At 58.6% G+C, this 25,909-nt stretch carries 26 protein-coding genes; 18 read left to right on the top strand and 8 right to left on the bottom strand.

The features are described 5' to 3' along the window. Nucleotides 1-88 precede the first annotated feature (88 nt). The 13 genes from IE038_RS17510 (at nt 89) to IE038_RS17450 (ending at nt 14,219) form a co-directional block, all read left to right on the top strand. Nucleotides 89-2,479: a PAS domain-containing sensor histidine kinase gene (locus IE038_RS17510; protein WP_189396010.1), complete on the top strand. Its 2,391-nt coding sequence runs from the start codon at nt 89-91 to the stop codon at nt 2,477-2,479. Nucleotides 2,480-2,494: 15 nt separating this feature from the next. After that, nucleotides 2,495-3,124, top strand: a complete 630-nt coding sequence (locus tag IE038_RS17505) for a response regulator (protein WP_163937844.1) — start codon at nt 2,495-2,497, stop codon at nt 3,122-3,124. A 245-nt stretch (nt 3,125-3,369) separates the two neighbouring features. After that, nucleotides 3,370-4,494 carry an ABC transporter ATP-binding protein gene (locus IE038_RS17500; protein ID WP_163937847.1) on the top strand — a complete coding sequence of 375 codons (1,125 nt, stop codon included), beginning with the start codon at nt 3,370-3,372 and terminating at the stop codon, nt 4,492-4,494. Nucleotides 4,495-4,533: 39 nt separating this feature from the next. Next, nucleotides 4,534-5,568 carry an ABC transporter substrate-binding protein gene (locus IE038_RS17495; RefSeq protein WP_163937850.1) on the top strand — a complete coding sequence of 345 codons (1,035 nt, stop codon included), beginning with the start codon at nt 4,534-4,536 and terminating at the stop codon, nt 5,566-5,568. 65 nt (nt 5,569-5,633) lie between these two features. Continuing rightward, nucleotides 5,634-6,881 carry an ABC transporter permease gene (locus IE038_RS17490; RefSeq protein ID WP_163937853.1) on the top strand — a complete coding sequence of 416 codons (1,248 nt, stop codon included), beginning with the start codon at nt 5,634-5,636 and terminating at the stop codon, nt 6,879-6,881. Between the two features lie 11 nt (nt 6,882-6,892). Continuing rightward, nucleotides 6,893-7,720 carry an ABC transporter permease gene (locus IE038_RS17485; protein WP_189396009.1) on the top strand — a complete coding sequence of 276 codons (828 nt, stop codon included), beginning with the start codon at nt 6,893-6,895 and terminating at the stop codon, nt 7,718-7,720. A 157-nt stretch (nt 7,721-7,877) separates the two neighbouring features. Further along, the gene (rpe, locus tag IE038_RS17480; RefSeq protein ID WP_163937856.1) at nt 7,878-8,552 is read left to right on the top strand and encodes a ribulose-phosphate 3-epimerase; all 675 of its coding nucleotides are present in this window, start codon (nt 7,878-7,880) and stop codon (nt 8,550-8,552) included. Then, nucleotides 8,549-9,364 (top strand): phosphoglycolate phosphatase, encoded by an 816-nt coding sequence (locus tag IE038_RS17475; RefSeq protein WP_189396008.1) that lies wholly within the window; start codon nt 8,549-8,551, stop codon nt 9,362-9,364. Before rpe ends, IE038_RS17475 begins: the two co-directional genes overlap by 4 nt. 69 nt (nt 9,365-9,433) lie before the next feature. Continuing rightward, nucleotides 9,434-10,915, top strand: a complete 1,482-nt coding sequence (trpE, locus tag IE038_RS17470; protein WP_163937858.1) for an anthranilate synthase component I — start codon at nt 9,434-9,436, stop codon at nt 10,913-10,915. A 61-nt stretch (nt 10,916-10,976) separates the two neighbouring features. Continuing rightward, entirely contained in the window at nt 10,977-11,570 is a 594-nt protein-coding gene (locus tag IE038_RS17465) for an aminodeoxychorismate/anthranilate synthase component II (protein ID WP_163937861.1), read from the top strand. A 9-nt stretch (nt 11,571-11,579) separates the two neighbouring features. Then, nucleotides 11,580-12,629, top strand: a complete 1,050-nt coding sequence (trpD, locus tag IE038_RS17460) for an anthranilate phosphoribosyltransferase (protein ID WP_189396007.1) — start codon at nt 11,580-11,582, stop codon at nt 12,627-12,629. Next, a complete protein-coding gene (gene trpC, locus IE038_RS17455) occupies nt 12,626-13,462 on the top strand; it encodes an indole-3-glycerol phosphate synthase TrpC (protein ID WP_189396006.1) in 837 nt (278 codons plus the stop codon). The genes trpD and trpC overlap by 4 nt, the downstream gene beginning before the upstream one ends. Nucleotides 13,463-13,514: 52 nt before the next feature. Next, the gene (locus IE038_RS17450; protein WP_189396005.1) at nt 13,515-14,219 is read left to right on the top strand and encodes a lipoate--protein ligase family protein; all 705 of its coding nucleotides are present in this window, start codon (nt 13,515-13,517) and stop codon (nt 14,217-14,219) included. Here IE038_RS17450 and crp read toward each other — a convergent pair. Next, nucleotides 14,216-14,860, bottom strand: coding sequence for a cAMP-activated global transcriptional regulator CRP (gene crp, locus IE038_RS17445; protein ID WP_163937864.1), 645 nt, complete (start codon nt 14,858-14,860; stop codon nt 14,216-14,218). The genes IE038_RS17450 and crp overlap by 4 nt on opposite strands. 187 nt (nt 14,861-15,047) lie before the next feature. Here crp and IE038_RS17440 point away from each other — a divergent pair, with 187 nt between their 5' ends. Further along, the gene (locus tag IE038_RS17440; protein ID WP_065759011.1) at nt 15,048-15,470 is read left to right on the top strand and encodes an OsmC family protein; all 423 of its coding nucleotides are present in this window, start codon (nt 15,048-15,050) and stop codon (nt 15,468-15,470) included. 232 nt (nt 15,471-15,702) lie between these two features. Next, nucleotides 15,703-16,497: an adenosylmethionine decarboxylase gene (gene speD, locus IE038_RS17435; protein ID WP_163937867.1), complete on the top strand. Its 795-nt coding sequence runs from the start codon at nt 15,703-15,705 to the stop codon at nt 16,495-16,497. A gap of 80 nt (nt 16,498-16,577) precedes the next feature. Here speD and IE038_RS17430 read toward each other — a convergent pair whose 3' ends face one another. The 5 genes from IE038_RS17430 to hemJ form a co-directional block, all read right to left on the bottom strand. Then, entirely contained in the window at nt 16,578-17,618 is a 1,041-nt protein-coding gene (locus tag IE038_RS17430; RefSeq protein ID WP_163937870.1) for a DUF2157 domain-containing protein, read from the bottom strand. Between the two features lie 5 nt (nt 17,619-17,623). Then, the gene (coq7, locus tag IE038_RS17425) at nt 17,624-18,271 is read right to left on the bottom strand and encodes a 2-polyprenyl-3-methyl-6-methoxy-1,4-benzoquinone monooxygenase (RefSeq protein ID WP_163937874.1); all 648 of its coding nucleotides are present in this window, start codon (nt 18,269-18,271) and stop codon (nt 17,624-17,626) included. Nucleotides 18,272-18,336: 65 nt separating this feature from the next. Beyond that, the gene (locus IE038_RS17420) at nt 18,337-18,675 is read right to left on the bottom strand and encodes a histidine triad nucleotide-binding protein (RefSeq protein ID WP_163937876.1); all 339 of its coding nucleotides are present in this window, start codon (nt 18,673-18,675) and stop codon (nt 18,337-18,339) included. A 64-nt stretch (nt 18,676-18,739) separates the two neighbouring features. Further along, a complete protein-coding gene (locus tag IE038_RS17415; protein ID WP_163937879.1) occupies nt 18,740-19,522 on the bottom strand; it encodes an SDR family NAD(P)-dependent oxidoreductase in 783 nt (260 codons plus the stop codon). Nucleotides 19,523-19,660: 138 nt separating this feature from the next. Then, nucleotides 19,661-20,086 carry a protoporphyrinogen oxidase HemJ gene (hemJ, locus tag IE038_RS17410; RefSeq protein WP_163937883.1) on the bottom strand — a complete coding sequence of 142 codons (426 nt, stop codon included), beginning with the start codon at nt 20,084-20,086 and terminating at the stop codon, nt 19,661-19,663. A 149-nt stretch (nt 20,087-20,235) separates the two neighbouring features. On the opposite strand from hemJ, the gene argC reads away from it, so the two are divergent. Together argC and erpA are read left to right on the top strand one after the other, a co-directional pair. Next, nucleotides 20,236-21,270 (top strand): N-acetyl-gamma-glutamyl-phosphate reductase, encoded by a 1,035-nt coding sequence (gene argC, locus IE038_RS17405; RefSeq protein WP_163937887.1) that lies wholly within the window; start codon nt 20,236-20,238, stop codon nt 21,268-21,270. Nucleotides 21,271-21,426: 156 nt separating this feature from the next. Beyond that, nucleotides 21,427-21,777 carry an iron-sulfur cluster insertion protein ErpA gene (gene erpA, locus IE038_RS17400; RefSeq protein WP_065759005.1) on the top strand — a complete coding sequence of 117 codons (351 nt, stop codon included), beginning with the start codon at nt 21,427-21,429 and terminating at the stop codon, nt 21,775-21,777. A gap of 54 nt (nt 21,778-21,831) precedes the next feature. Here the strand turns inward: erpA and IE038_RS17395 are convergent, their stop codons facing one another. Then, a complete protein-coding gene (locus IE038_RS17395) occupies nt 21,832-22,923 on the bottom strand; it encodes an anhydro-N-acetylmuramic acid kinase (protein ID WP_163937890.1) in 1,092 nt (363 codons plus the stop codon). Nucleotides 22,924-22,926: 3 nt separating this feature from the next. After that, entirely contained in the window at nt 22,927-24,336 is a 1,410-nt protein-coding gene (locus IE038_RS17390; protein WP_189396004.1) for a peptidoglycan DD-metalloendopeptidase family protein, read from the bottom strand. Between the two features lie 209 nt (nt 24,337-24,545). Here IE038_RS17390 and tyrS point away from each other — a divergent pair, with 209 nt between their 5' ends. Continuing rightward, a complete protein-coding gene (gene tyrS, locus IE038_RS17385; RefSeq protein ID WP_189396003.1) occupies nt 24,546-25,745 on the top strand; it encodes a tyrosine--tRNA ligase in 1,200 nt (399 codons plus the stop codon). Nucleotides 25,746-25,909 lie beyond the last annotated feature (164 nt).

Raw genomic sequence — 25,909 nt, 5'->3', positions numbered from 1 at the left:
ATCCAGGCCAGATTATTACCGGCAGCCTAAAGGTATTTGTCCGTGACGGCCATGCTCTGAGGCCGTCCGTTCTATGACGAGATTCAAGATGAAGCGTTTGCGCTGCTTGTGGGTTATCGGCTGTTTTTGGCTGCCCTTTATCGTGTGGGCTGCACCGGCATCGACAACGCCGCCGCTGCAACTGGACCCGGCCCAACAGCAATGGCTGGATGATCACCGCAGCCTGCGTGTCGGCTTGGTTCTGCAAGCCCCCTACGCCCAGTTCGACCGCAGGCTTCAGCAGCTTTCCGGTGCCAATGTCGAGCTGATGAACTGGCTCGGCAAGCGCTTGGGGCTGGACCTGACATGGCGTAACTATCCTGACCAATCGGCGCTTGAGCATGCGTTGCTCGGAGGCGAAATCGATATGGCGCCCGGCCTGACCCAGACGCCTGCAGGGTTGCGCTTGTGGTTGTTCAGCGACCCGTACATGCGTGTGCCGCAACTGATTGTCGGCCCGCGTAACGGTGCCGTAGCGGTGGATCTGGAGAAACTCAGCAGTACGGACCGGGTGGCTGTGCGCATGCCCAGTGCGGTGGCTGATTACCTGCGCAGTACCTACCCCAATTTGAACGTGCAAGGTGTGCCGCTGGAGCGCCAGGCCCTGCAGCTGTTGCTCACTGAACAGGCACTCTACGCGGTGGTGGATGAGGCCCAGCTCAGCCGCCTGTCACGCGAGAACGAATTCAGCGAGCTGGCAGTGGTCGGTGATATTGGCTTGCCGCAGTTACTGCGTATTGGCTCGCGGCGTGACTGGCCGCAGCTGGCGGATATCCTCGAACGAGGGTTACAGGCGATTCCACCCAAGGACCTGGAAGCATTGCATACCCGCTGGCTGCAGCCCAAGTACCCCCGCCTGAGTGAGTCTCCGGGGTTCTGGCAAAATCTGAGCCTGCTACTGCTTGCGTTGTTGCTGAGCGCCATGGCCATCGTGCTCTGGCAGCGACGTCAGCAGCATGCGCTGGAACATAGCCTGCTCGCTGCTCGCGACAATATTGCCCAGCGTCTGGCGCGAGAGCAGGCGCTACGTCTGAGCCAGTTTTCGATTGATCAAAGTACCGTCGGTATTCTGTGGGTCAACTGGGACAGCCATGTGCGCTATGCCAACCGCGCCGCCGAAGCGATGCTTGGTTATGCGCCGGGGCAGGTTCTCGAACGTCCGCTGATCGACTTTGAGCCCAATTTGCACATGGACCGCTGGTTGACGCTTTGGAAACGTGCGCGCTCCTGCGACGAAGCGGCGCAACGCTTTGAAACCCAGTGCCTACGGGCTGATGGTCGGCTGTTACCCGTGGATGTTTCGCTGAGCTTTCTGCGATTTCGTGATGCTGAGTACCTGGTGGTGTTCTTGACTGATGTCACGGAGCGTCGTCGTGCGTTGGCGGCACAGCAGGAAAGCGAGGCGCGGCTCAAGGGGATTGCTGCCAACGTCCCTGGCCTGGTGTTTCGGCTGGAGCGAGACCCACCTGTCGGCCTCCTGGAGTTTCCGTACATCAGTGAGGGCAGTGAGGCGCTCGTTGGGTATACGCCTGCTGAAATCCAGCGTCCGCATATGGGGTTACGCAGCCTGGTTCATCCGGATGATCGTGCCCATTATCATCAGGTCCAGGACCGGGCGCTTGAAACCGACAGCGACTGGGCCTGGCAAGGGCGAATCGTTACACGTCAGGGGGATATCCGCTGGGCCGACATCAAGGCAACCGCGCGGGCATTGGGCGACGGTCGCGTCGTCTGGGACGGTATCGTGTGGGACATCACCCAGAGCAAGGTGATCGAACTGGAATTGGCGCGCTCGCAGGAGCAGTTGCGTGAGCTGTCGGCGCACCTGGAAAGCGTCCGGGAGGAAGAGAAGGCCCGTATCGCCCGTGAGGTGCATGACGAACTGGGGCAAATGCTCACGGTACTGAAGCTGGAAACGTCGATGTGCGAGCTGGCTTACGCCGACCTCGACCCCGGCTTGAATGAGCGCTTGGCGAGCATGAAACGCCTGATTGCCCAGCTCTTTCAGTTGGTGCGCGATGTGGCGACGGCGTTGCGCCCACCGATCCTTGATGCGGGTATTGCCTCGGCGATCGAATGGCAGGCACGTCGCTTTGAAGCGCGTACGCAGATTCCCTGCCTGGTTGAAGTGCCTGAAAACCTGCCGCCGTTGAGCGACGCCAAAGCCACGGGGTTATTCCGTATCCTGCAGGAGGCGTTGACCAATGTGATGCGTCATGCCCAGGCGCATACTGTAGAAATAAGTTTGACCGAAGATGAGCGGCAGTTGTGCCTGACCATCAGTGATGACGGTATTGGTTTCGCCATGCACGATAGTCGCCCAAGTTCCTTCGGGCTGGTGGGTATGCGCGAGCGGGTGCTGATGCTGGGCGGCACTATGACACTCGACAGTGAACCGGGTGAGGGCACGAGCCTGAGCGTACGGATTCCCTTGGATTAACACAGGAGCAGGGCCGTGATACGAGTACTGGTTGCTGAAGACCACACCATTGTGCGCGAAGGCATCAAACAACTGATCGGCCTGGCCAAGGACATGCAGGTAGTGGGCGAGGCCGCCAATGGCGAGCAGCTACTTGATACATTGCGGCACACCGAGTGCGAAGTGGTGTTGCTGGACATCTCGATGCCCGGGGTCAATGGGCTTGAGGCTATTCCGCGTATCCGGGCGCTGAACAACCCGCCGTCGATCCTGGTGTTGTCCATGCATGACGAGGCACAGATGGCTGCACGGGCACTGAAAATTGGCGCCGCCGGCTATGCGACCAAGGACAGTGACCCCGCATTGTTGCTGACGGCGATTCGCCGGGTCTCTTCAGGCGGGCGTTACATTGATCCCGATCTGGCAGACCGGATGGTCTTCGAGGTAGGCCTGACGGACGCCCGTCCCCTGCATTCATTGCTGTCCGAGCGAGAGTTTTCGGTCTTCGAGCGCTTGGCCCACGGCGCCAACGTCAACGATATTGCCCAGCAACTTGCCTTGAGCAACAAGACCATCAGCACGCACAAGGCGCGGCTGATGCAGAAGCTCAACGTCAACTCGCTGGCTGAACTGGTGAAGTACGCCATGGAGCACAAACTGCTCTGACTGTTCTGAATGCGACGCCCTGCGTCGGCCCATTGGACTCCTCCCATGCCGTCCAGCCGGGCCCGGCATGGGCGGGGCGCCTCTAGCAACGTCGACGGATATCTAAAAACGCCATCCGTGTAGGGCAATCCCTACAGCAACCCTTCCACCCGGCTGATGCCAATCTCTCTCCACCCCCGATTTGCGCTGCCCTGCGCCTTCACTAGGCTTGTGTCACGGCAGTCATCCAACAAAAAGGTACGGGTATGAGTGAGGTGAATTCGAGCGCTGCAACCGGCGAGGTGCTGGTCAGCTTCCGTGGTGTGCAGAAGAGCTACGATGGCGAGACGCTGATCGTCAAAGACCTCAATCTGGACATTCGCAAAGGCGAGTTTCTCACCTTGTTGGGGCCTTCGGGCTCGGGCAAGACTACCAGCCTGATGATGTTGGCTGGCTTTGAGACCCCGACCGCTGGCGAGATCCAACTGGCGGGGCGCTCTATCAATAATGTACCGCCGCATAAACGTGACATCGGCATGGTGTTCCAGAACTATGCCCTGTTCCCGCACATGACCGTTGCCGAGAACCTGGCGTTCCCGCTGACCGTGCGCGGCCTGAGCAAGACGGACATCAGTGAGCGAGTCAAGCGCGTGCTGAACATGGTTCAGCTCGATGCCTTCGCCCAGCGTTATCCAGGCCAGCTCTCCGGCGGCCAGCAGCAGCGCGTGGCCTTGGCCCGGGCGCTGGTGTTCGAGCCACAACTGGTACTGATGGATGAACCGCTCGGCGCGCTGGACAAGCAGTTGCGTGAACACATGCAGATGGAAATCAAACACCTGCACCAACGCCTCGGCGTGACGGTGGTGTATGTGACCCACGACCAAGGTGAAGCCTTGACCATGTCGGATCGGGTGGCGGTATTCCATCAAGGCGAGATTCAGCAGATCGCTGACCCGCGCACCCTCTATGAAGAGCCGAAGAACACCTTCGTTGCCAACTTTATCGGCGAGAACAACCGTATCAATGGTCGTTTGCTCAGCCAGAGTGGTGACCGTTGCCAGGTACAGCTGGCGCGTGGCGAGAAGGTTGAGGCGCTGGCGGTCAACGTCGGTCAGCCGGGCGAGCCGGTAACCCTTTCGATTCGCCCTGAACGCGTGCGCCTTAACGGCCATAGCGAGCATTGCGTCAACCGTTTCTCTGGCCGAGTGGCCGAATTCGTCTACCTGGGTGACCACGTAAGGGTGCGCCTGGAAGTCTGCGGCAAGGCCGATTTCTTCGTGAAGCAGCCGATTGCCGAACTCGACCCGGCCCTGGCTGTGGGCGATGTGGTACCGCTGGGCTGGGAGGTCGAGCACGGTCGCGCGCTCGATCCGATCCTGGAAGCCCATTGAGGTTTGCTTCACCAACCCTGCACTGTGGAGAGAATAATAATGCTCAAGCACTTGAAGTTGACCGCCCTTTCTTTGGGCCTGTTCGCGGCAACCCAGGCCATGGCGGCGGCCGATCTGACTGTGATTTCCTTTGGTGGCGCGAATAAGGCGGCCCAGACCAAGGCGTTTTACGAGCCTTGGGAAAAGGCCGGTAACGGCAAGATTGTTGCGGGTGAATACAACGGTGAAATGGCCAAGGTCAAAGCCATGGTCGACACCAAAAGCGTGTCCTGGAACCTGGTAGAAGTTGAGTCGCCAGAATTGGCGCGTGGTTGCGACGAAGGCATGTTCGAGGAGCTCGATCCAGCGCTGTTTGGTAATGAGTCCGACTACGTCCCCGGTGCCATTCAGCCGTGCGGTGTGGGCTTCTTCGTGTGGTCCACAGTGATGGCCTATAACGCCGATAAGCTGAAGTCTGCGCCAACCAGCTGGGCTGATTTCTGGGACACCAAGAAATTCCCGGGCAAGCGTGGCCTGCGCAAGGGGGCCAAGTACACCCTGGAATTCGCCTTGATGGCCGACGGTGTCGCACCGAAGGAAGTCTACAAAGTGCTGGCGACCAAGGAAGGCCAAGACCGTGCCTTCAAAAAATTGGATGAGCTCAAGCCAAGCATCCAGTGGTGGGAAGCCGGTGCTCAGCCACCACAGTACCTGGCCTCGGGTGACGTGGTCATGAGTTCGGCCTACAACGGCCGTATCGCTGCAGTTCAGAAAGAAAGCAACCTGAAGGTGGTATGGAACGGCGGTATCTACGACTTCGACGCCTGGGCCATTCCAAAAGGTGCCAAGAACGTTGAAGAGGCGAAGAAGTTCATCGCCTACTCGGTCAAGCCTGAGCAGCAGAAGACTTACTCTGAAAACATCGCCTACGGTCCGGCGAATTCGAAAGCGGTCTCCCTGTTGTCTGACAGCGTCAAGAAAGACATGCCGACCACCCCGGAGAACATCGCCAATCAGGTGCAAATCGACGTGGCGTTCTGGGCCGACAATAGCGAGCAACTGGAGCAACGCTTCAACGCGTGGGCAGCCAAGTAAGCCGTGCTGATGGCGCGTCACCCTTCCGGTGACGCGCCTTTTGATCAAGTTTTTCGGAGTTCGCTATGGCCATCGCAGTGCCCCTGAACGAAGGCACCGGTCCTTCCCTCAAGCGTCGCCTGGCGCGTGCCGAGCGGGTCAACCGCTGGAAGGCGCAGGCATTGATCGCACCTCTGGCGGTGTTTCTGCTGCTGGTATTTTTGGTGCCTATCGCTGCGCTGTTGTACAAGAGTGTTGGTAACCCCGAGGTGGTCAGCGGCTTGCCGCGTACCGTCGTTGCGGTCAGCGAGTGGGATGGCAAGAGCCTGCCGGGCGAGCCGGTGTACAAGGCATTGGCCGATGATCTCGCCGAGTCGCGCAAGAACCAGACCCTGGGCGACCTGTCCAAGCGTTTGAACATGGAGTTGGCTGGCTACCGTAGCCTGTTGGCCAAGACTGCCCGTGCCCTTCCGTTCAAGGCCGAGCCGGCTTCTTATAAAGAAGCTCTGCAGGAGCTGGACGAGCGTTGGGGCGATCCCGCCTACTGGCAGGCGATCCGCCGTAACACCAGTAGCATCACCCCGTTCTATCTGTTGGCTTCCCTGGACCATCGTATCGACGATCTGGGTGAGCTGGCCCCGGCCACGCCGGACCAGGCGATCTACCTGGACATTTTCGCCCGCACCCTGTTGATGGGCTTTGTAATCACCGGCATCTGCCTGCTGCTGGCCTATCCGTTGGCGTATTTGCTGGCCAACCTGCCGACTCGTCAGAGCAACCTGCTGATGATCCTGGTGCTGCTGCCGTTCTGGACCTCGATCCTGGTGCGTGTCGCCGCCTGGATCGTGCTGTTGCAGTCGGGTGGTTTGATCAATAGCGCACTGATGGCGATGGGCGTCATCGACAAGCCGCTGGAGCTGGTGTTCAACCGTACTGGTGTGTACATCTCCATGGTGCATATCCTGCTTCCGTTCATGATCTTGCCGATTTACAGCGTGATGAAGGGCATTTCGCCGACCTACATGCGTGCAGCGATCTCGCTGGGTTGCCATCCGTTCGCCAGCTTCTGGCGGGTGTACTTCCCACAAACCTATGCGGGCGTTGGCGCTGGCTGCCTGTTGGTGTTCATCCTGGCGATCGGTTACTACATCACCCCGGCGTTGCTGGGTAGCCCGAACGACCAGATGGTCAGCTACTTCGTCGCCTTCTACACCAACACCAGTATCAACTGGGGTATGGCCACGGCACTGGGCGGTTTGCTGTTGCTTGCCACCGTGTTGCTGTACTTGATCTATAGCTGGCTGGTCGGTACAAGCCGCCGTCGTCTGAGCTGAGGAGCCTTTCCATGTTGAGTCCTTACATGTCGCCTATCGAGCGGGTCTGGTTCTACAGCTTGCGTATCCTCTGCGGGCTGATCCTGTTGTTCCTGGTGCTGCCGGTGCTGGTAATCATTCCCCTGTCGTTCAACACGGGCAGTTTTCTGGTCTACCCACTGCAGGGCTTCTCGCTGCACTGGTACCAGGACTTCTTCGCTTCGGCGGAGTGGATGCGCGCACTGAAGAACAGCATCATCGTTGCCCCGGCGGCCATGGTGCTGGCAATGGTCTTCGGTACGTTGGCCTCGATAGGCCTGACCCGTGGTGATTTCCCCGGTAAATCGCTGGTGATGGCATTGGTGATTTCACCGATGGTAGTGCCGGTAGTGATCATCGGTGTGGCCAGCTACCTGTTTTTCGCGCCGCTGGGCATGGGGAACAGTTTCATTTCGCTGATCCTGGTGCACGCCGTGCTGGGTGTGCCGTTTGTGATCATCACGGTTTCGGCAACCTTGCAGGGCTTCAATCACAACCTGGTGCGTGCGGCGGCCAGCCTGGGTGCATCGCCAGTGACAGCGTTCCGCCGTGTGACCCTGCCATTGATTGCACCTGGCGTCATTTCCGGAGCCTTGTTCGCCTTTGCGACCTCGTTCGATGAAGTGGTGGTAACCCTGTTCCTCGCCGGCCCTCAGCAAGCGACCCTGCCACGGCAAATGTTCAGCGGCATTCGTGAGAACCTGAGCCCGACCATCGCAGCGGCGGCGACCTTGCTGATTGCCTTCTCGGTAGTCCTGCTGCTGACCCTGGAATGGTTGCGTGGGCGTAGCGAGAAACTGCGCACCCAGCAGCCTGCTTGATACCCGCGCCCCCAGGCTCAAGCCTTGGGGGCAGGTTTGCCTGCGACCGGAGCAGGTCGTAGCACCAGTTTGTCGCCGTGATTGATACCGGTCAGCCCCTGGCCGGTCGCTTGAGCTACAATGCGCACCACTGTGATTTCTGCCCTACAGGTGCGCCATGCAGCCGTACGCTATTGCCCCCTCCATTCTCTCCGCCGATTTCGCTCGCCTGGGCGAGGAAGTCGACAATGTACTGGAGGCCGGAGCCGACATCGTTCACTTCGATGTCATGGATAACCACTACGTCCCCAACCTGACCATCGGCCCGATGGTCTGCAGTGCGCTGCGCAAGTACGGCGTCACCGCGCCGATCGACGTGCACCTGATGGTCAGCCCGGTAGATCGCATCATTGGCGATTTCATCGAGGCCGGTGCGACCTACATCACCTTCCACCCGGAAGCCTCCCAGCATATCGACCGCTCGCTGCAGTTGATCCGTGATGGTGGCTGCAAGGCTGGCCTGGTGTTCAACCCGGCGACATCGCTCGATGCGTTGAAGTACGTCATGGACAAGGTCGACATGATCCTGTTGATGAGCGTCAACCCAGGTTTCGGCGGTCAGAAGTTCATCCCGGGCACCCTCGACAAGCTGCGTGAAGCCCGTGCGCTGATCAAGGCGAGCGGTCGCGACATCCGTCTGGAAATCGATGGTGGCGTCAACGTCAACAACATCCGCGAGATTGCTGCCGCTGGCGCCGACACGTTTGTTGCGGGCTCGGCCATTTTCAATGCACCGGACTACCGCGAGGTCATTGCCAAGATGCATGCCGAACTGGCTCTGGCACGATCATGAGTGGCTTCGAGCAGCTCTTTTCGGGCAGCCTGCCCAGGCTGGTGATGTTCGATCTGGATGGCACGCTGATCGACTCGGTACCGGACCTGGCGGCCGCAGTAGACCAGATGCTGCTCGAAATGGGCCGCGCTCCGGCTGGCCTGGAGGCAGTACGCCAATGGGTTGGAAACGGCGCGGCGGTACTGGTTCGGCGCGCCTTGGCGGGCGGCCTGGATTTTAGCGCCGTCGATGAAGACGAAGCGGAGAAGGGCCTGGAGATTTTCATGCAGGCCTATGCCGAAAGCCATGCGCTGTCGGTGGTTTACCCCGGTGTGAAGGATACGCTGCGCTGGTTGCGCAAGCAGGGCGTGGAAATGGCCCTGATTACCAACAAGCCAGAGCGTTTTGTCGGCCCGTTACTGGACCAGATGAAAATCGGCCGTTACTTCCGCTGGATTATCGGTGGCGATACCTTGCCACAGCAGAAGCCTGACCCTGCAGCCCTGGTGTTTGTCATGAAAATGGCTAACGTGCTGCCAGAAAACGCGCTGTTCGTAGGTGATTCGCGCAGCGATGTACTGGCCGCGAAAGCTGCGGGCGTCCAGTGTGTTGCGCTTAGCTACGGCTATAACCATGGTCGTCCGATCGCCGAGGAGTCACCCACATTGGTGATTGATGACCTTCGGGCGCTCTTGCCTGGTTGCTTAGAAGCAGACACTGAGCTAATGTCGGACGTTCAATCCCCCCCTGATAGAGATTCCATCGTGGTGGTCACCTGCAAACTCTGGATGAAAGTCATCAAGGCACTGGCCCGTTGGCGTTGGCGCGCCTGACTTCTATCTGGCCGGCTTGACCCGGCACGTTTGCTTGCCCGACCCATAGCTCCTTGCCACGAGGCTATCATGACCCGCGAAGAATTCCTGCGCCTGGCCGCAGCCGGTTACAACCGCATTCCTCTTGCCTGCGAAACGCTGGCTGACTTCGACACGCCGCTGTCCATCTACCTGAAGCTGGCCGACCAGCCCAATTCCTATCTGCTTGAGTCGGTGCAAGGCGGGGAGAAGTGGGGACGTTACTCGATCATCGGTTTGCCATGCCGCACGGTGTTGCGTGTCCATGACTATCAGGTCCGCATCAGCCATGATGGCGTGGAGGTCGAGCAGCACGATGTCGACGATCCTCTGGCGTTCGTCGAGTCGTTCAAAGACCGCTACAAGGTACCGACCATTGCAGGCCTGCCGCGTTTCGATGGTGGCCTGGTAGGTTACTTTGGCTATGACTGCGTGCGCTATGTTGAAAAGCGCCTGGGTAAATGCCCGAATCCAGACCCACTGGGTGTGCCGGATATCCTGTTGATGGTCTCCGATGCCGTCGTGGTGTTCGATAACCTGGCAAGCAAGATTCACGCGATTGTGCTGGTCGACCCTGCGCAAGAAAACGCCTATGAAGAAGGCCAGGCGCGCCTCGAGCAATTGCTTGAGCAACTGCGCCAGCCAATCACGCCGCGACGCGGTCTCGACTTCAAGGGGCTGCAGGCTGCCGAACCGGCGTTCCGCTCCAGTTTTACGCAGGACGACTACGAGCGCGCCGTCGATACCATCAAGGAATACATCCTGGCGGGTGACTGCATGCAGGTTGTGCCGTCGCAGCGTATGTCCATCGATTTCAGTGCCGCACCTATTGACCTGTACCGTGCGTTGCGCTGCTTCAACCCGACGCCGTACATGTACTTCTTCAATTTTGGCGACTTCCACGTCGTCGGCAGTTCGCCGGAAGTGCTGGTGCGCGTCGAGGACAACCTGGTTACCGTGCGTCCGATCGCCGGCACCCGTCCACGCGGTGCAACCGAAGAAGCCGACCGTGCGCTGGAAGAAGACCTGCTGTCCGATGACAAGGAAATTGCCGAGCACCTGATGCTGATCGACCTGGGCCGCAATGACACGGGCCGGGTGTCCGAGACCGGCTCGGTCAAGGTCACCGAGAAAATGGTGATCGAGCGCTATTCCAACGTGATGCATATTGTCTCCAACGTTACGGGCCAACTTAAAGAAGGCCTTTCGGCAATGGATGCGCTGCGCGCGATTCTCCCTGCTGGCACGTTGTCGGGTGCACCAAAAATCCGTGCGATGGAAATCATCGACGAGTTGGAACCGGTAAAACGCGGCGTCTATGGTGGCGCTGTCGGTTACCTCGCCTGGAACGGCAACATGGACACCGCCATCGCGATCCGCACGGCAGTGATCAAGGATGGCGAGCTGCATGTACAGGCCGGAGGCGGCATCGTCGCCGACTCGGTGCCCGCGCTGGAATGGGAAGAAACCATCAACAAGCGCCGTGCGATGTTCCGCGCCGTAGCTCTGGCCGAACAGACGCCACGCAACTGAAGATGGCGCCTTTCGGCGCAAGACAGGTATTCAGAGTCAGCAGACTCAAGAGGTTGACCAGATGTTACTGATGATCGACAACTATGACTCCTTCACCTACAACGTCGTGCAGTACCTCGGCGAGCTGGGTGCAGAGGTCAAGGTCATTCGCAATGACGAACTGACCATCGCCCAGATCGAGGCGCTCAAGCCTGAACGTATCGTTGTGTCCCCAGGCCCTTGCACCCCGACGGAAGCCGGTGTGTCCCTGGAGGCAATCAAGTATTTCGCGGGCAAACTACCCATTCTCGGTGTGTGCCTGGGCCACCAGTCCATCGGCCAGGCCTTTGGCGGGGATGTGGTACGCGCCCGTCAGGTGATGCATGGCAAGACCAGCCCGGTGTTCCACCGCGACCTCGGCGTGTTCGCCGGCCTGAACAATCCGCTGACTGTAACCCGCTATCACTCGCTTGTGGTCAAGCGTGAAACCCTGCCGGATTGCCTAGAGGTCACTGCCTGGACTGCGCTGGAAGATGGCTCGGTCGATGAGATCATGGGCCTGCGGCACAAGACGCTGAACATCGAGGGGGTTCAGTTCCACCCCGAGTCGATCCTCACTGAACAGGGCCACGAGCTGTTCGCCAATTTCCTCAAGCAGAGCGGCGGCCACCGCTAAGGATCGAACATGGATATCAAGAGCGCGCTGGCCCGTATCGTCAGTCAGTTGGACCTTTCCACCGATGAAATGCGCGATGTCATGCGCCAGATCATGACCGGGCAGTGCACCGAAGCGCAGATCGGCGCTTTCATGATGGGGCTGCGCATGAAGAGTGAGAGCATCGACGAGATCGTCGGTGCCGTCTCGGCGATGCGCGAGCTGGCGGACAAAGTCGAACTCAACACCCTTGCCGGTGTTGTCGACGTAGTCGGCACTGGCGGCGATGGCGCTAACATCTTTAACGTCTCCACTGCCTCGTCATTTGTGGTGGCAGCGGCGGGTTGCACGGTTGCCAAGCACGGTAACCGTGCCGTTTCGGGCAAAAGTGGTAGTGCAGACCTGCTTGAGGCCGCCGGTATCTACTTGAACCTGACGCCAGTTCAGGTGGCCCGCTGCATTGACAGCGTTGGTATCGGCTTCATGTTCGCCCAATCGCATCATGGGGCAATGAAGCACGCGGCCGGCCCACGTCGCGATCTGGGGTTGCGGACCCTGTTCAACATGATTGGCCCGCTGACGAATCCTGCAGGTGTGAAGCACCAGGTGGTCGGTGTCTTTACTCAAGCGCTGTGCCGGCCGTTGGCCGAGGTACTGCAACGCTTGGGCAGCAAGCACGTGTTGGTAGTGCATTCAAAAGATGGTTTGGACGAGTTCAGCCTGGCGGCGCCGACCTTTGTGGCGGAATTGAAGAATGACCAGATCACGGAGTATTGGGTCGAGCCTGAAGACCTCGGCATGAAAAGCCAGAGCCTGCATGGGCTGTCGGTTGAAAGCCCGGCGGCTTCGTTGGAGCTGATTCGCGATGCCTTGGGCCGACGCAAGACTGAAAACGGTCAGAAGGCTGCAGAAATGATCGTGCTTAATGCGGGCGCTGCACTGTACGCCGCAGACCACGCCTCTTCGCTCAAAGAGGGCGTCGCGTTGGCACATGATGCGCTGCACACCGGCCTTGCCCGCGAGAAGCTCGAGGAGCTGGGTGCTTTTACCGCTGTATTCAAGCAGGAGAATGAAGGATGAGTGTGCCGACGGTTCTGGAAAAAATCCTCGCGCGCAAAGTCGAAGAGGTCGCCGAGCGCAGTGCACGGGTGAGCCTGGCCGAACTTGAACGTCTGGCGGCCAGCGCCGATGCACCGCGTGGTTTTGCCAAGGCGCTGATTGAGCAGGCGGCACGCAAGCAGCCAGCGGTTATTGCTGAAATCAAGAAGGCCTCACCGAGTAAGGGTGTCATTCGCGAACACTTCGTTCCGGCCGATATCGCGGTCAGTTACCAGAAGGGCGGAGCAACTTGCCTGTCGGTACTGACCGACGTCGACTACTTCCAGGGCGCTGACGTGTATTTGCAGCAGGCCCGAGCAGCCTGTGCCCTGCCTGTTATCCGCAAGGACTTCATGATCGATCCTTACCAGATCGTCGAGGCGCGTGCGTTGGGGGCGGACTGCGTACTGCTGATCGTTTCCGCGCTGGATGACGTGAAGATGGCTGAGCTTGCAGCCACTGCAAAGGGTGTAGGGCTTGATGTATTGGTTGAAGTGCACGACGGTGATGAGCTGGACCGGGCATTGAAAGTCCTCGATACCCCGCTGGTTGGCGTCAACAACCGTAACTTGCACACCTTTGAGGTGAGCTTGGAAACGACGCTCGACCTGTTGCCGCGCATTCCACGTGATCGTCTGGCCATTACCGAGAGCGGCATTCTCAGCCGTGCCGACGTCGAGCTGATGGAAACCAACGAGGTCTACTCTTTCCTGGTTGGTGAGGCGTTCATGCGTGCGGATAACCCGGGTTATGAATTGCAGCGTTTGTTCTTCCCTGAGCGTGTGCCACAGAACCTGGTTCCAGGTCTGGACTGATCAACCCCTGAAGCCGGCGATGCCGGCTTTTTTTATCGACAAGGTTAATGCGATGAACGATCAACCTGTTGCCGTAACTGTCGAAGCTGGCCTGCGTGCCGAGCAGGATTTGCTGGCCGCTGTATGTCGCGGGGAGCAAGATCATGGCTTGCTGTTCTGGCGTCCGACTGATCGCGCTCTGGTCATGCCTCGGCGCATGAGTCGTCTGGAGGGGTTCGAGGCGGCGTGTGCGGAGCTGGCGGTTGCCGGATGGCCGGTATTGTTGCGTGAGACCGGCGGTGAGCCGGTGCCGCAATCACCCGCGGTCATCAATATTGCGTTGATCTATGTCGCGCCGCGCAGCGAGGGTGATCATGGGCGTATAGAGAGTGCTTATGAGCGGCTTTGCCTGCCTTTGTGTGACGTGCTGCGCGAATGGGGTGGGGTCGCGTCCGTCGGTGAAATCGAGGGGGCATTCTGCGATGGTCGGTACAATGTCAACCTGAATGGCCGCAAACTGGTCGGCACCGCTCAGCGTTGGCGCCAGGGCCTGGGCGGCAAACGACCGGTCGTGCTGGTGCATGGCGCGCTCTTGTTGGACAACGAGCGAGAAACGATGGTTGCCGCCGTGAACCGCTTCAATGAGTGTTGCGAGCTGGAGCAACGCTGCCTGGCCGACAGCCATATCGCCCTGCACGAGGTCGTGCCCGAGGCGCCGTTGTTTACGCGGCTGGCAAGCGCTTATGGCGCGGTGCTCAACGGTATTGCAAAAGACTAGCGCGTGCCATAGACCACCATGGTCTTGCCCTTGACCTGAACCAGGCTGCGTTCTTCAAGATCCTTGAGCACGCGGCCGACCATTTCTCGCGAGCAACCGACGATCCGACCAATCTCCTGGCGGGTGATCTTGATCTGCATTCCATCCGGGTGGGTCATGGCGTCTGGTTGTTTGCACAGTTCCAGCAAGCAGCGGGCTACGCGTCCGGTGACGTCGAAAAACGCCAGGTCGCCAACTTTGCGTGTTGTGTTGCGCAGGCGCTGTGCCATTTGGCTGCCAAGGGCATAGAGAATGTCCGGATCCTGGCGGGCCAGCTCGCGGAATTTTTCGTAGGTAATTTCGGCAACTTCACATTCGCTTTTCGCGCGTACCCAGGCACTGCGCTGCTGCTCTTTACCCTCGGGTTCAAATAGCCCAAGTTCACCAAAGAAGTCGCCACTGTTGAGGTAGGCGATGATCATCTCATGGCCTTCATCATCCTCGATCAGGATGGTCACCGAACCCTTTACGATGTACCACAGGGTATGAGCTTGGTCGCCCGCGCAAATAATATTGCTCTTGGCTGAAAAATGCCGACGCTGACAATGAGCAAGCAACTTGTCGATGTTCTTGATCTTGGTTGGAAGGTTTAAGGCAACCATGGCTGAATCCTGGAAAGAAGCGACACGTGGACACTTTTATAAGTAGCCTGGCTTGTGCGCCAGTGATTTGGCGTCAGCTTATCAGACGCCTATCGTGTATCGGCACATTTCATTGAACGCTTAGCTTTTCCGCTGTGCTCGCAGGGTCTAAGCTGGCAACCTTTTTCACGTTTAATGGAGTCCTGGTATGAAGGCGCGTATCCAGTGGGCTGGCGAAGCCATGTTTCTCGGCGAGTCAGGCAGTGGCCATGTGGTGGTCATGGATGGTCCGCCGGAAAGTGGCGGACGTAACCTGGGTGTTCGGCCGATGGAGATGCTGTTGCTCGGTCTGGGCGGTTGCAGCAACTTCGACGTGGTCAGCATTCTGAAGAAGTCTCGCCAGGCGGTGGAAAGCTGTGAGGCCTTCCTTGAGGCGGAGCGTGCGAGCGAAGACCCGAAGGTGTTTACCAAGATCCACTTGCGCTTCGTGGTCAAGGGCCGTGGCCTGAAAGAGGCCCAGGTCAAACGTGCGGTTGAGCTGTCCGCTGAAAAGTATTGCTCGGCTTCGATCATGTTGGGTCGTGCCGGTGTCGAGATCACCCACGCCTATGAAATTGTAGAGTTGGGCTGACTCGACATTCAACTATCATAAAAGCGGCGCACACTCTGGCAGACCGGGCTTCAGGTCTGCATAATGCGCCCCTTTTTCAGGGCATTGGCCCTGTCTCGGACCTGCTCCGACCAGACAACCAAAATCGCCATCGCGAAGAGGTGTTAACCGTCCTACGCAGGTGCGTCGTTCGCATCTGACGGGCATGCTTGATCACGCGGCCGGGCCGCACACATATAGAGAGTTTTCAACGGTGAAAAGCAAACTCAAGCTCCACGGGTTCAATAACCTGACAAAGACCTTGAGCTTCAACATCTATGATATCTGCTATGCAGAGTCCCCTCAGGACCTGCAGGCCTACGTCGAGTACATCAATCAGGAGTACGACGCCGAACGCCTGACGCAGATTCTCACCGATGTGGTTGATATCATTGGTGCCAATATCCTGAACATTGCCCGTCAGGATTACGAGCCACAAGGCGCCAGCGTGACCATTTTGATCTCTGAGCAACCGGTCACCCCGACCGAGAGCCAGATCGAAGAGTCGCCGGGCCCATTGCCAGATACCATTCTGGCCCACCTCGACAAGAGCCACATCACTGTCCACACCTATCCGGAAATCCATCCGGTAGATGGCATCGCCACCTTCCGTGTGGATATCGATGTGTCGACCTGCGGGGTTATTTCACCGCTCAAGGCGCTCAATTACCTGATTCATCAGTTCGATTCGGACATCGTGACTGTGGATTATCGTGTGCGCGGTTTCACCCGTGACATCGAAGGCAAGAAGCACTTCATCGATCACGAGATCAACTCGATTCAGAACTACCTCTCTGAAGATACGAAGTCCGCTTACCAAATGACGGACGTCAACGTGTATCAGGAGAACCTGTTCCACACCAAAATGTTGCTCAAGGACTTCGAACTGGACAACTACCTGTTCGGCGACGCGACCAACAACTTGTCTGCTGAACAGCGCGCACAGGTGACTGAGCGTGTAAAACACGAAATGCTGGAAATTTTCTACGCTCGCAACATGCCGGCGTAAATTTTCAGGCAAAAAAAAGGGCCCCAGCGAGGGCCCTTTTTTATGCACTTTTGTCAGTCGTATCCAACTGTCGAGGGTGTTCAGCGACGCAGTCCGGGCAAAAACTCCACCATGGCAGCAGGTAGCAGGGTGCGTAGCGCGTGACTCAAGCGCTCACGGTGTTTCTGGTAGAACAATCCGAGGGCAATGATCGCGATGCCGATCAGGCTTACAACCAGTGGAAACAGCAATGAGTCCTCGAACACCTCATAAGACAGGTAACCGAGGTACGCCGCCACGCCAAGTGCGCCGAATACCATGAATACGGGGCGGCGAAGCAGAAGAGCGACAGTCATCAGCCCCAGGTTGATCAGGCAGTACATTGCCTTGCCCCATTCGCTGCCACTGTCCATCAAGGTCAAGCCACCCCAGAAGGCTGCGAGCCCAGCCAGATACCCCCAGAAAGCATAGTCGTGGCGGCTGCGCCCATCGATCCAGACACATACCAGCAGCAGGCCAAGGCCAAACCACAGCGAGACCTCCCGACGCTGGTCCCAGCTGAATCCATCACCGTAAACCCACTCGGTCAAGTCCATCGACATGAACCAGAGGGCAATTGCCATTGGCATCACGATAAACGGGAAAGGGACCAGGCGCAGCATCAGCAGGCCAGCAACCACTGCTGCAACTTCCATCAACAACCACCCGCCTTGTACATAACGGTAGTAGTTCTGGTAGTCGCCCTGGCTATCATCCATGGGCCAGAAGCCCGTCAGGCGTTCGAGTGCGAACACGGCCAGCGGCACGATACTCACCGCCACGGCAGCGAGCAGGCCGCCCGGGATGATGTGACCGCTGCGGTGCATTGCCTTGCCGACCAGGGTGAGCAGGCCGATGTAGCTCAGTGCAACCAGCAGCAAGGCGCTGTCGCCGATACTCATCCAGGCTTCGGTCAACAGCCAGCCCATGGCACCCATGATCAGCAGCGCGCCGAAGTAATAGGCAACATGCGCCAGTTGGAAGCTGGCGCGCTCTGGCGGTTGCTGCCTGAGAAAATCCAGCAGGGCCTGATCCTGGCCAGGCTGGAGAACCCCCGCTGTTACAGCGCGGGCAAGATCTTGAGCGTCGAAACGATCAGCCATGATGGTCACATGCGGTAGGTGCTTTTAGTCATGACCTTTGCCATAAGGCTCATCCCGAACTTGATCGGCGCAGGAAAGCGGAAGCCCCCGGCGTCCAGTGCGGACTCGGCGTGGTGTTCTTCGTCGATGCGCATCTGCTCGAGGATGGCCCGGGACTTCTCGTCTTCCGCTGGAATTTGCTCCAGGTGCTCATCCAGGTGTTTACATACCTGATGCTCGGTAGCCGCGACGAAACCCAGGCTGACTTTGTCGCTGATCAGCCCGGCCACCGCACCGATGCCAAACGACATGCCATAGAACAACGGATTGAGGACGCTCGGGTGGCTACCCAGTTGGCGAATGCGCTGTTCGCACCACGCCAGGTGATCGATCTCTTCTTCGGCGGCATGTTCCATTGCCTTGCGCACCTGCGGCAGCTTTGCTGTCAGTGCCTGGCCTTGATAGAGCGCTTGTGCACAGACTTCGCCGGTATGGTTGATGCGCATCAGGCCCGCCACATGACGCGTCTGTTCGTCGTCCATGTCGCTGTCGGGCTGGATGATCGCCGGAGAGGGGCGGGAAGGTTGGCCGCTGAAGGGCAGCAAGGTGCGCATGGCTGTGTCGGCCTGCAGCAACAAGCGGTCGAGCGGCGAGTAGTGACGTTCGGTAGCCATCGGGCACCTCCGCAAGAATGTGCCCGACAGTTTACCCCAATCCAGATGACAGGGCTTGCGTTGGATCAGCCCGGTGGCCAGTGCATCTGACGTTGACCGAGCACGTGCATATGGATGTGGTAGACGGTCTGCCCGCCCAGCTCGTTACAGTTCATGACCACGCGGAACCCGTCTTCGCAGCCCAGCTCTTTGGCCAGGCGCTGAGCGGTGAAGAGAATATGGCCAGCCAGGCCTTTATCTTCTTCGGTCAGGTCATTGAGGGTGCGGATAGGCTTTTTCGGGATAACCAGAAAGTGTACGGGTGCCTGTGGTGCGATATCGTGGAAGGCCAGAACCTGGTCGTCCTCGTAGATGATCTTGGCCGGGATGTCCCGGTTGATGATCTTGGTGAAGAGAGTCTCCACAACGCTTGCTCCATGGTGGTGGTCTGGCCTGAGTGTACTCAGCGCGCGACCTGTCGCACAGCCTCTATTCGATTCCGGTTGGGCGATAGCGCTGATTTATGGCACCCGCCAGCTTGCGGGTCAGCCAGCGCGAGAGGATTCGCGGGCTGAATGCCAGCCAGCGGTTTCGTCGGCCAGGGAGGATCAGTGCACGGTTTTTTTCCAGTGCTCGCACGGTGTACAGCGCCACTTCTTCGGCACTCAGGCAGCGTTTGCTGTTGTCCAGGCGTGGGATGCGACGTCTGGACGAGCGCACCGGGCCGGGGCAGAGGACTGATACCTTGATACCGGTGCGCTTGAGCTCTTCGCGTAGCCCTTCGGAGAAGTGCAGGACATACGCCTTGCTTGCGGCATAGCTGCTCATCCAGGGGCCCGGGGCGAATGCCGAGAGAGAGGCAACGTTGAGAATCTGTCCCCCCCCTTGAACCGCCATGGCGTTACCCAGCGCGTGACAAAGGCGGGTAAGGGCGAGAATGTTCACTTCGATCAGGTCTTGCTCATCTGCCCATTCCTGGGCGAGGAAGGGACCATAGGAGCGGATACCTGCACAGTTCACCAGTAGATCGATTTGCCGTTCGCCTTCTTCGAGCTCAAGCAGAAAGCCAGATAGACGCAACGGCTCGCCGAGGTCGCAGGCGCGGAACAGGACTTCAACACCAAAACGTTGGGTCAGCTCGATGGCGACAGGCTCAAGGAGGTCGCGTTGTCGCGCCACCAGAATCAGATTGCGCCCCCGCCTGGCCAGTGCTTCGGCCAGTGCCAGGCCGAGGCCGCTGGAGGCACCGGTGATCATGGCGTAACGGGTCATGCAGTTCTCCAATCAGGGGGCGGTGTTCAAGGCGCGTAGTTTACAGGTTGGGGTCGGCACAGCCACTACCAGCACGCACAGGCATTGCTCCTGCAGTGCGGGTAATGGCGGGAAGGGGCTGCGGATGTGGGGGCACGCTTAGAAGGGTTTTACCACTACCAAAATGACGATACCCAGCAGAATCAGGACGGGCACTTCGTTGAACCAGCGGTAGTAGACATGGCTGCGGGTGTTTTCGCCGCGGGCAAAGCGTTTCAGCTGGGCGCCGCACATGTGATGGTAGCCGGTCAGCAGTACGATAAGTGTCAGTTTGGCATGCATCCAGCCTTGGCTCATGAAGCCAGGGTTCAAACTAAGCAGCCAGATACCAAAGATGAAGGTTGCGATCATCGCCGGCCCCATGATGCCGCGGTAGAGCTTGCGCTCCATGGTCACGAAGCGCTCATGGCTGATGCTGTCCTGGCTCTGGGCGTGGTAGACGAAAAGCCGGGGCAGATAGAACAGCCCGGCAAACCAGCAGACCACACTGACGATGTGCAGGGCCTTGATCCATAGATAAAGCATGTTTTGCGGTTCCTTCAGGGTTCACGGTGGTCGGATAGTAGTGGCTGTGGGTAGCACCCGTCATCTCAACTGTTGTTACCAGCGCGACGGCCCCATATTATCGGTGCCTTTACACTCTACAGTCGGTTCGTTCAGAAGGGGCACGCGTTATGGTCAAGGTCGGTATCGTCGGCGGCACGGGTTACACCGGTGTCGAACTGCTGCGTCTGTTGGCACAGCATCCACAGGCAGAGGTAGCGGTGATTACATCGCGATCTGAAGCAGGGCTGGCCGTGGCTGACATGTACCCCAACCTGCGTGGTCACTACGACGGCCTGGCTTTCAGTGTGCCAGACAGCAAGGCCCTGGCAGCCTGCGATGTAGTCTTCTTCGCGACTCCCCATGGGGTTGCGCATGCGCTGGCTGGGGAACTGCTGGCAGCCGGTACCAAAGTGATCGACCTCTCTGCGGACTTCCGTTTGCAGGACGCTGACGAGTGGGCCAAGTGGTACGGACAGCCACACGGTGCGCCAGAATTGCTCAAGGATGCGGTCTATGGCTTGCCTGAAGTCAACCGTGAGCAGATTCGCCAGGCGCGCCTGATTGCCGTCCCAGGTTGCTACCCGACCGCAACCCAGTTGGGGTTCCTGCCACTGCTTGAGGCTGGCATCGCGGACACATCGCGTCTGATCGCCGACTGCAAGTCCGGTGTCAGCGGTGCTGGCCGTGGCGCGAGCGTAGGCTCGCTGTTCTGCGAAGCCGGTGAAAGCATGAAGGCGTATGCGGTCAAAGGGCATCGCCATCTGCCGGAAATCTGCCAAGGTTTGCGTCGTGCTGCCGGTGGCGATGTCGGTCTGACCTTTGTGCCGCATCTGACGCCAATGATCCGGGGTATCCATTCGACACTGTATGCCACCGTTGCCGATACCTCGGTTGACCTGCAAGCACTGTTCGAGAAGCGTTATGCGGACGAGCCGTTTGTCGATGTCATGCCGGCTGGCAGTCACCCGGAAACCCGCAGTGTGCGGGGCGCCAACGTTTGCCGCATTGCCGTCCATCGGCCACAAGGTGGCGATCTGGTCGTTGTGCTCTCGGTTATCGATAACCTGGTTAAAGGCGCATCGGGTCAGGCAGTACAGAACCTTAACATCCTGTTTGGTCTGGACGAGCGCATGGGTCTGTCCCATGCAGGCCTGTTGCCTTAACCGCCTGTAGGCGTGTTGAGCCACACGTGGCGGGCGCATCTTGCGCTATTCCATGTGTGGCTCGCTTCTGCTTCTATTCTTGACCAATTTTCTCGGGAAAGCGGATAATGCCTGTCATCACGCATTATGGCGGCACAGCGCCGGGAGATAGTCAGCATGAGCGTCGAATCCTTCACCCCTACGGCTTTGCAATTCACGCAGGGTGCCGCGCACAAGGTGAAGACCCTGGTCGATGAAGAGGGTAATGATCGTCTGAAGTTGCGAGTGTTCGTAACGGGCGGTGGTTGCTCCGGCTTTCAGTATGGTTTCACCTTTGATGAAGACGTTGCTGAAGACGATACCGTCGTGGAGCGCGAAGGCGTTGCGTTGGTTGTCGATCCGATGAGCTTCCAGTACCTGGCAGGTGCTGAAGTGGATTACCAGGAAGGTTTGGAAGGCTCGCGTTTCGTGATCAAGAACCCTAATGCCACCACTACCTGTGGTTGCGGTTCTTCGTTCTCGATCTGAGGTAGGGTTTTTACTGCTAACGCCGCGCACTTGCGCGGCGTTTTGCTAGGCGCGTCAGGCTGGATAAACAGCGCCGAGTACCCGAAGGCCGCGGGCGCCGGTCACGCTGGGCCTATTGCCTGCGACGCCCTCCAGGCAGCAATGAGCCAGCCAGGCGAAGGCCATTGCCTCGACCCAGTCTGGGTCGACGCCGCAAACATCAGTGCTGCTGACCCGCGCATTGGGTAGCAGGGCGGCCAAGCGCTGCATGAGCACGCTATTGTGCGCACCCCCACCGCATACCAGCAGTGCCTGAGTACCCTGTTGGGCAGTCTGCAGTGAGCTGATGATGCTTTGTGCGGTCAACTCCAGCAATGTGGCCTGTACATCGGCATCGGAACAGGCGGGCTGTGAGCTGAGATGGTGCTTGAGCCAAGGAAGGTTGAACACTTCCCGGCCAGTGCTCTTGGGGCCGGTGCCCGCAAAAAACGGGTCACTCAGCAGGGCTGACAGCAGGTTAGGCAGAACCTTGCCGCTGGCCGCCCACGCGCCGCCGGCATCGTAGCTCTGGCCTTGGCGGTCGTGAATCCAGGCATCGAGTAGTACGTTGCCGGGGCCGCAGTCAAAGCCCCTGACCGGTGTGCCTCGCTCGATAAGGCTCAGGTTGCTGAAGCCGCCAATATTGAGCACTGCCAGGCGCTCGCCTTGGCTCTCGAAGAGCGATTCGTGGAAGGCGGGTACCAGAGGGGCGCCTTGGCCGCCGGCAGCGACATCGCGGCGCCGGAAGTCGCTGATGACACTGATACCCGTGAGCTCGGCCAGCAGGGCAGGGTTGCCGATCTGCACAGTGAAGCCGCGTGCGGGCTCATGCCGAATGGTCTGGCCATGGCTGCCAATAGCGCGAATAGCGCTGGGCTGCAGCTGCTGAGCAGTCAGCAATTGATGTATTCCGGCAGCTGCCAGTGCTACCCAGGCATTCTCGGCAAGTGCGGCCCGGGCGATTTCGTCTGGACCGCTGGCGCACAACGCCAGCAGCGACTGACGGAGTTCGGCCGGCATAGGGATGTAATGAGTGGCAAGCAGCTTGAGCTGTTGCTCTTGCTCAATCAATGCGATGTCCAGTCCGTCAAGGCTGGTCCCGGACATCACCCCCAGATAGAGAGGCATTGCTTAGCGCTTGCTCGAGGCCAGCATGGTGGCCTTTTCTTGATCCATGCGTGCGATCAGTGGTTGGCTCTGCTGCATGAAACGCTGGCGTTCGGCCTTGGCGATAGGGTCTGCCATGGGCAGCTTCTGGCCCAGTGGGTCGACATGCACGCCGTTGACCTGGAACTCATAGTGCAGGTGTGGGCCGGTGGAGAGGCCGGTGGTGCCGATATAGCCAATCACTTGGCCCTGCTTGACCGAGCCGCCGGTCTTCACGCCTTTAGCAAAGCCCTGCATATGGCCATAGAGCGTCTGATAGCGGTTGCCGTGCTGGATAATGACGGTGTTGCCATAGCCGCCTCGACGCCCGGCCAGTAGCACCTTGCCGTCACCGGCAGCCTTGATCGGAGTGCCGCGTGGTGCGGCATAGTCGACACCCTTGTGGGCGCGAATCTTGTTCAGGATCGGGTGCTTGCGCCCGGCGGAAAAGCGCGAGCTGATACGGGCGAAGTCAACCGGAGTACGGATGAATGCCTTGCGCATGCTGTTGCCGTCGGCCGTGTAGTAACTGGTGTTGCCCTGCTTGTTGGTATAGCGAACGGCACTGTAGCTCTTGCCGCGATTGCTGAAGCGGGCGGAAAGTATATTGCCGGTACCTACGACCTTGCCGTTGACGACCTTCTGCTCATAAATCACGTCGAACTCGTCACCCTGGCGAATATCCTGAGCGAAGTCGATGTCATAGCCGAAGATGCCGGCCATATCCATGGTCAGGCTGTGAGACAGGCCGGCGCGTTGTGCCGATGCGGACAGCGAGCTCTTGATAACCCCGTGTACATAGGCGGAGCGCACCGTTGGTTTGCTGATCTCGCGATTGAACGCATAACCGTTGCCACTTTTGGTCAGGCGGATAGTCTCCAGGTCGCTGACCTTGCTGTGCAGGCTGGCCAGTTGGCCGTCCTTGTCCAATTCAATTTCCAGAACCTGGCCATGCTTGAGCTGGCTGAACTGCTTGGCTTGCTTGTTACTGGCCAGCACCTCATGCACAGCGTTTGCGGGCAGGCCGACTTTGCCGAAGAGGGTCGACAGCGTATCACCACGACCTACGGTAACTTCGCGATGGTTAGGTGCTTTAGCTGCTTCTGCGGCTGGCGCGGGTTCCGTCTTGGCTGTTTGTTCGGTTTTTTCGTCGGCGGTGTCGATCTGTGCGAAAGGCGGCGGCGCGGCTTCTTCGTTGGCAAGCGGTGGCGTTGCTTGTTGTTCAAGCTGCTCGACCGGGCTTTCCAGCTCAAGATTCAGGGTTGTTTTCTTGGCTTCGACTTCGCTGGACGGAAATACCAGCAAAGCCAGGCTGAGTAAGGCGGCAATGCCGCTCGCAGCCAACAGATGGCTCTTCGGATAAAGCGGAGGCGCTTTAGGCGGTTCGTTGCTCATGGGTAAGTTGACTTTGAAAAAGATGAAATGGAAAAGATGAATGACATGATGAAGATGAAATAACTGTATAAAATATAACCAAATCCCTTTCAAAGCAAGCGAGCAGACGTCATCAGTCGGGTGTCGGGTCACATTCAGGCCAAAAACTTGTAATTGACGGCTGATCTTGTATGGTTGGGGCCTTTTAATCTGAGCCTTACGGGTCTGTTATGAAGTCGGTTGAAGAGCAGCTAGAGCTGATCAAACGTGGTGCGGAAGAAGTGCTGGTCGAGTCCGAACTGGTCGAGAAGCTCAAGCGCGGTCAGCCGCTGCGGATCAAGGCGGGTTTTGACCCTACGGCCCCTGACCTGCACTTGGGGCACACCGTCCTTATTAATAAGCTTCGGCAGTTTCAGGAGTTGGGTCACCAGGTGATCTTCCTGATCGGTGACTTCACCGGGATGATTGGCGATCCGAGTGGCAAGAGTGCAACGCGTCCGCCGCTGACCCGGGAGCAGGTGCTGGAGAATGCCGAGACCTATAAGCAGCAGGTCTTCAAGATCCTTGATCCGGCCAAGACTGAAGTTGCATTCAACTCGACCTGGATGGATGCACTGACGCCGGCTGACTTTATTCGCCTGGCATCTCAGTACACCGTTGCGCGTATGTTGGAGCGCGATGACTTCCATAAGCGCTATACCACCAATCAGCCGATCGCGATCCACGAGTTTCTCTACCCGCTGGTGCAGGGTTATGACTCGGTGGCGCTGAAGGCTGACGTGGAACTGGGGGGTACTGACCAGAAGTTCAACCTGCTCATGGGGCGTGAGCTTCAGCGTGGTTATGGTCAAGAGCCGCAGAATATCGTCACCATGCCGCTGCTCGAGGGGCTGGATGGTGTCAAGAAGATGTCCAAGTCCCTGGGGAACTATGTCGGTATCCAGGAAGCGCCGGGCGTGATGTACAGCAAGCTTGTATCCATTCCGGATACTTTGATGTGGCGTTATTTCGAGTTGCTGAGCTTCCGCTCCATGGAGGAGATCAGTGCATTCCGATCTGATGTGGAGGCGGGTGCCAATCCGCGGGACATCAAGATCAAGCTGGCAGAGGAAATTGTCGCGCGCTTCCATGGCGAAGAGGCGGCTATTAATGCACACCGTGCTGCGGGTAATCGCATGAAAGAGGGCGAGCTGCCTGAAGACCTGCCGGAGGTTGAGGTGCTTGCAGGTGAAGCGATGCCGATCGCGGCTGTTCTTAATAAGGCAGGGTTGGTAAAGAACGCTGCTGCGGCTCGTGATCTTCTGGCTGCAGGCAGCGTGCGCATCGATGGCGAAGTTGTGGATCGTGGTTTTGTCTTTGCCTTGGGTGCTACCCATGTTTGCCAAGCCGGCAAGAAGGCATTCGCGCGTATTTCGTTGAAGGCTGAGTAAGGACTGAAATAGGGCTTGACGGCGAATTGTATCTGTATATAATTCGCCCCACTTCCGGCGCAGTCGAAACGGAAAACTCCTTGGTAATCAACGAGTTAGATGTTTCTAGAAGGTGCAGGAAGTGCTTCGGTCGATTAGATCGGCAGCGGTGAAAAAGGTGGTTG

The organism is Pseudomonas laurentiana, assembly GCF_014648275.1.
GTDB lineage: Bacteria > Pseudomonadota > Gammaproteobacteria > Pseudomonadales > Pseudomonadaceae > Aquipseudomonas > Aquipseudomonas laurentiana.
This window is presented reverse-complemented; position numbering and strand designations above follow the sequence as displayed.

Coding starts and splice junctions, on each gene's coding strand:
- IE038_RS17490 (WP_163937853.1), top strand. CDS start 5,634: ATGGCCATCGCAGTGCCCCTGAACGAAGGCACCGGTCCTTCCCTCAAG.
- IE038_RS17475 (WP_189396008.1), top strand. CDS start 8,549: ATGAGTGGCTTCGAGCAGCTCTTTTCGGGCAGCCTGCCCAGGCTGGTG.
- IE038_RS17430 (WP_163937870.1), bottom strand. CDS start 17,618: ATGGCTGATCGTTTCGACGCTCAAGATCTTGCCCGCGCTGTAACAGCG.
- IE038_RS17415 (WP_163937879.1), bottom strand. CDS start 19,522: ATGACCCGTTACGCCATGATCACCGGTGCCTCCAGCGGCCTCGGCCTG.
- tyrS (WP_189396003.1), top strand. CDS start 24,546: ATGAAGTCGGTTGAAGAGCAGCTAGAGCTGATCAAACGTGGTGCGGAA.
- IE038_RS17450 (WP_189396005.1), top strand. CDS start 13,515: ATGAACGATCAACCTGTTGCCGTAACTGTCGAAGCTGGCCTGCGTGCC.
- trpC (WP_189396006.1), top strand. CDS start 12,626: ATGAGTGTGCCGACGGTTCTGGAAAAAATCCTCGCGCGCAAAGTCGAA.
- IE038_RS17510 (WP_189396010.1), top strand. CDS start 89: ATGAAGCGTTTGCGCTGCTTGTGGGTTATCGGCTGTTTTTGGCTGCCC.
- trpE (WP_163937858.1), top strand. CDS start 9,434: ATGACCCGCGAAGAATTCCTGCGCCTGGCCGCAGCCGGTTACAACCGC.
- hemJ (WP_163937883.1), bottom strand. CDS start 20,086: ATGCTTTATCTATGGATCAAGGCCCTGCACATCGTCAGTGTGGTCTGC.
- rpe (WP_163937856.1), top strand. CDS start 7,878: ATGCAGCCGTACGCTATTGCCCCCTCCATTCTCTCCGCCGATTTCGCT.
- trpD (WP_189396007.1), top strand. CDS start 11,580: ATGGATATCAAGAGCGCGCTGGCCCGTATCGTCAGTCAGTTGGACCTT.
- IE038_RS17395 (WP_163937890.1), bottom strand. CDS start 22,923: ATGCCTCTCTATCTGGGGGTGATGTCCGGGACCAGCCTTGACGGACTG.
- IE038_RS17390 (WP_189396004.1), bottom strand. CDS start 24,336: ATGAGCAACGAACCGCCTAAAGCGCCTCCGCTTTATCCGAAGAGCCAT.
- argC (WP_163937887.1), top strand. CDS start 20,236: ATGGTCAAGGTCGGTATCGTCGGCGGCACGGGTTACACCGGTGTCGAA.
- IE038_RS17495 (WP_163937850.1), top strand. CDS start 4,534: ATGCTCAAGCACTTGAAGTTGACCGCCCTTTCTTTGGGCCTGTTCGCG.
- IE038_RS17440 (WP_065759011.1), top strand. CDS start 15,048: ATGAAGGCGCGTATCCAGTGGGCTGGCGAAGCCATGTTTCTCGGCGAG.
- IE038_RS17485 (WP_189396009.1), top strand. CDS start 6,893: ATGTTGAGTCCTTACATGTCGCCTATCGAGCGGGTCTGGTTCTACAGC.
- erpA (WP_065759005.1), top strand. CDS start 21,427: ATGAGCGTCGAATCCTTCACCCCTACGGCTTTGCAATTCACGCAGGGT.
- crp (WP_163937864.1), bottom strand. CDS start 14,860: ATGGTTGCCTTAAACCTTCCAACCAAGATCAAGAACATCGACAAGTTG.
- IE038_RS17500 (WP_163937847.1), top strand. CDS start 3,370: ATGAGTGAGGTGAATTCGAGCGCTGCAACCGGCGAGGTGCTGGTCAGC.
- coq7 (WP_163937874.1), bottom strand. CDS start 18,271: ATGGCTACCGAACGTCACTACTCGCCGCTCGACCGCTTGTTGCTGCAG.
- IE038_RS17465 (WP_163937861.1), top strand. CDS start 10,977: ATGTTACTGATGATCGACAACTATGACTCCTTCACCTACAACGTCGTG.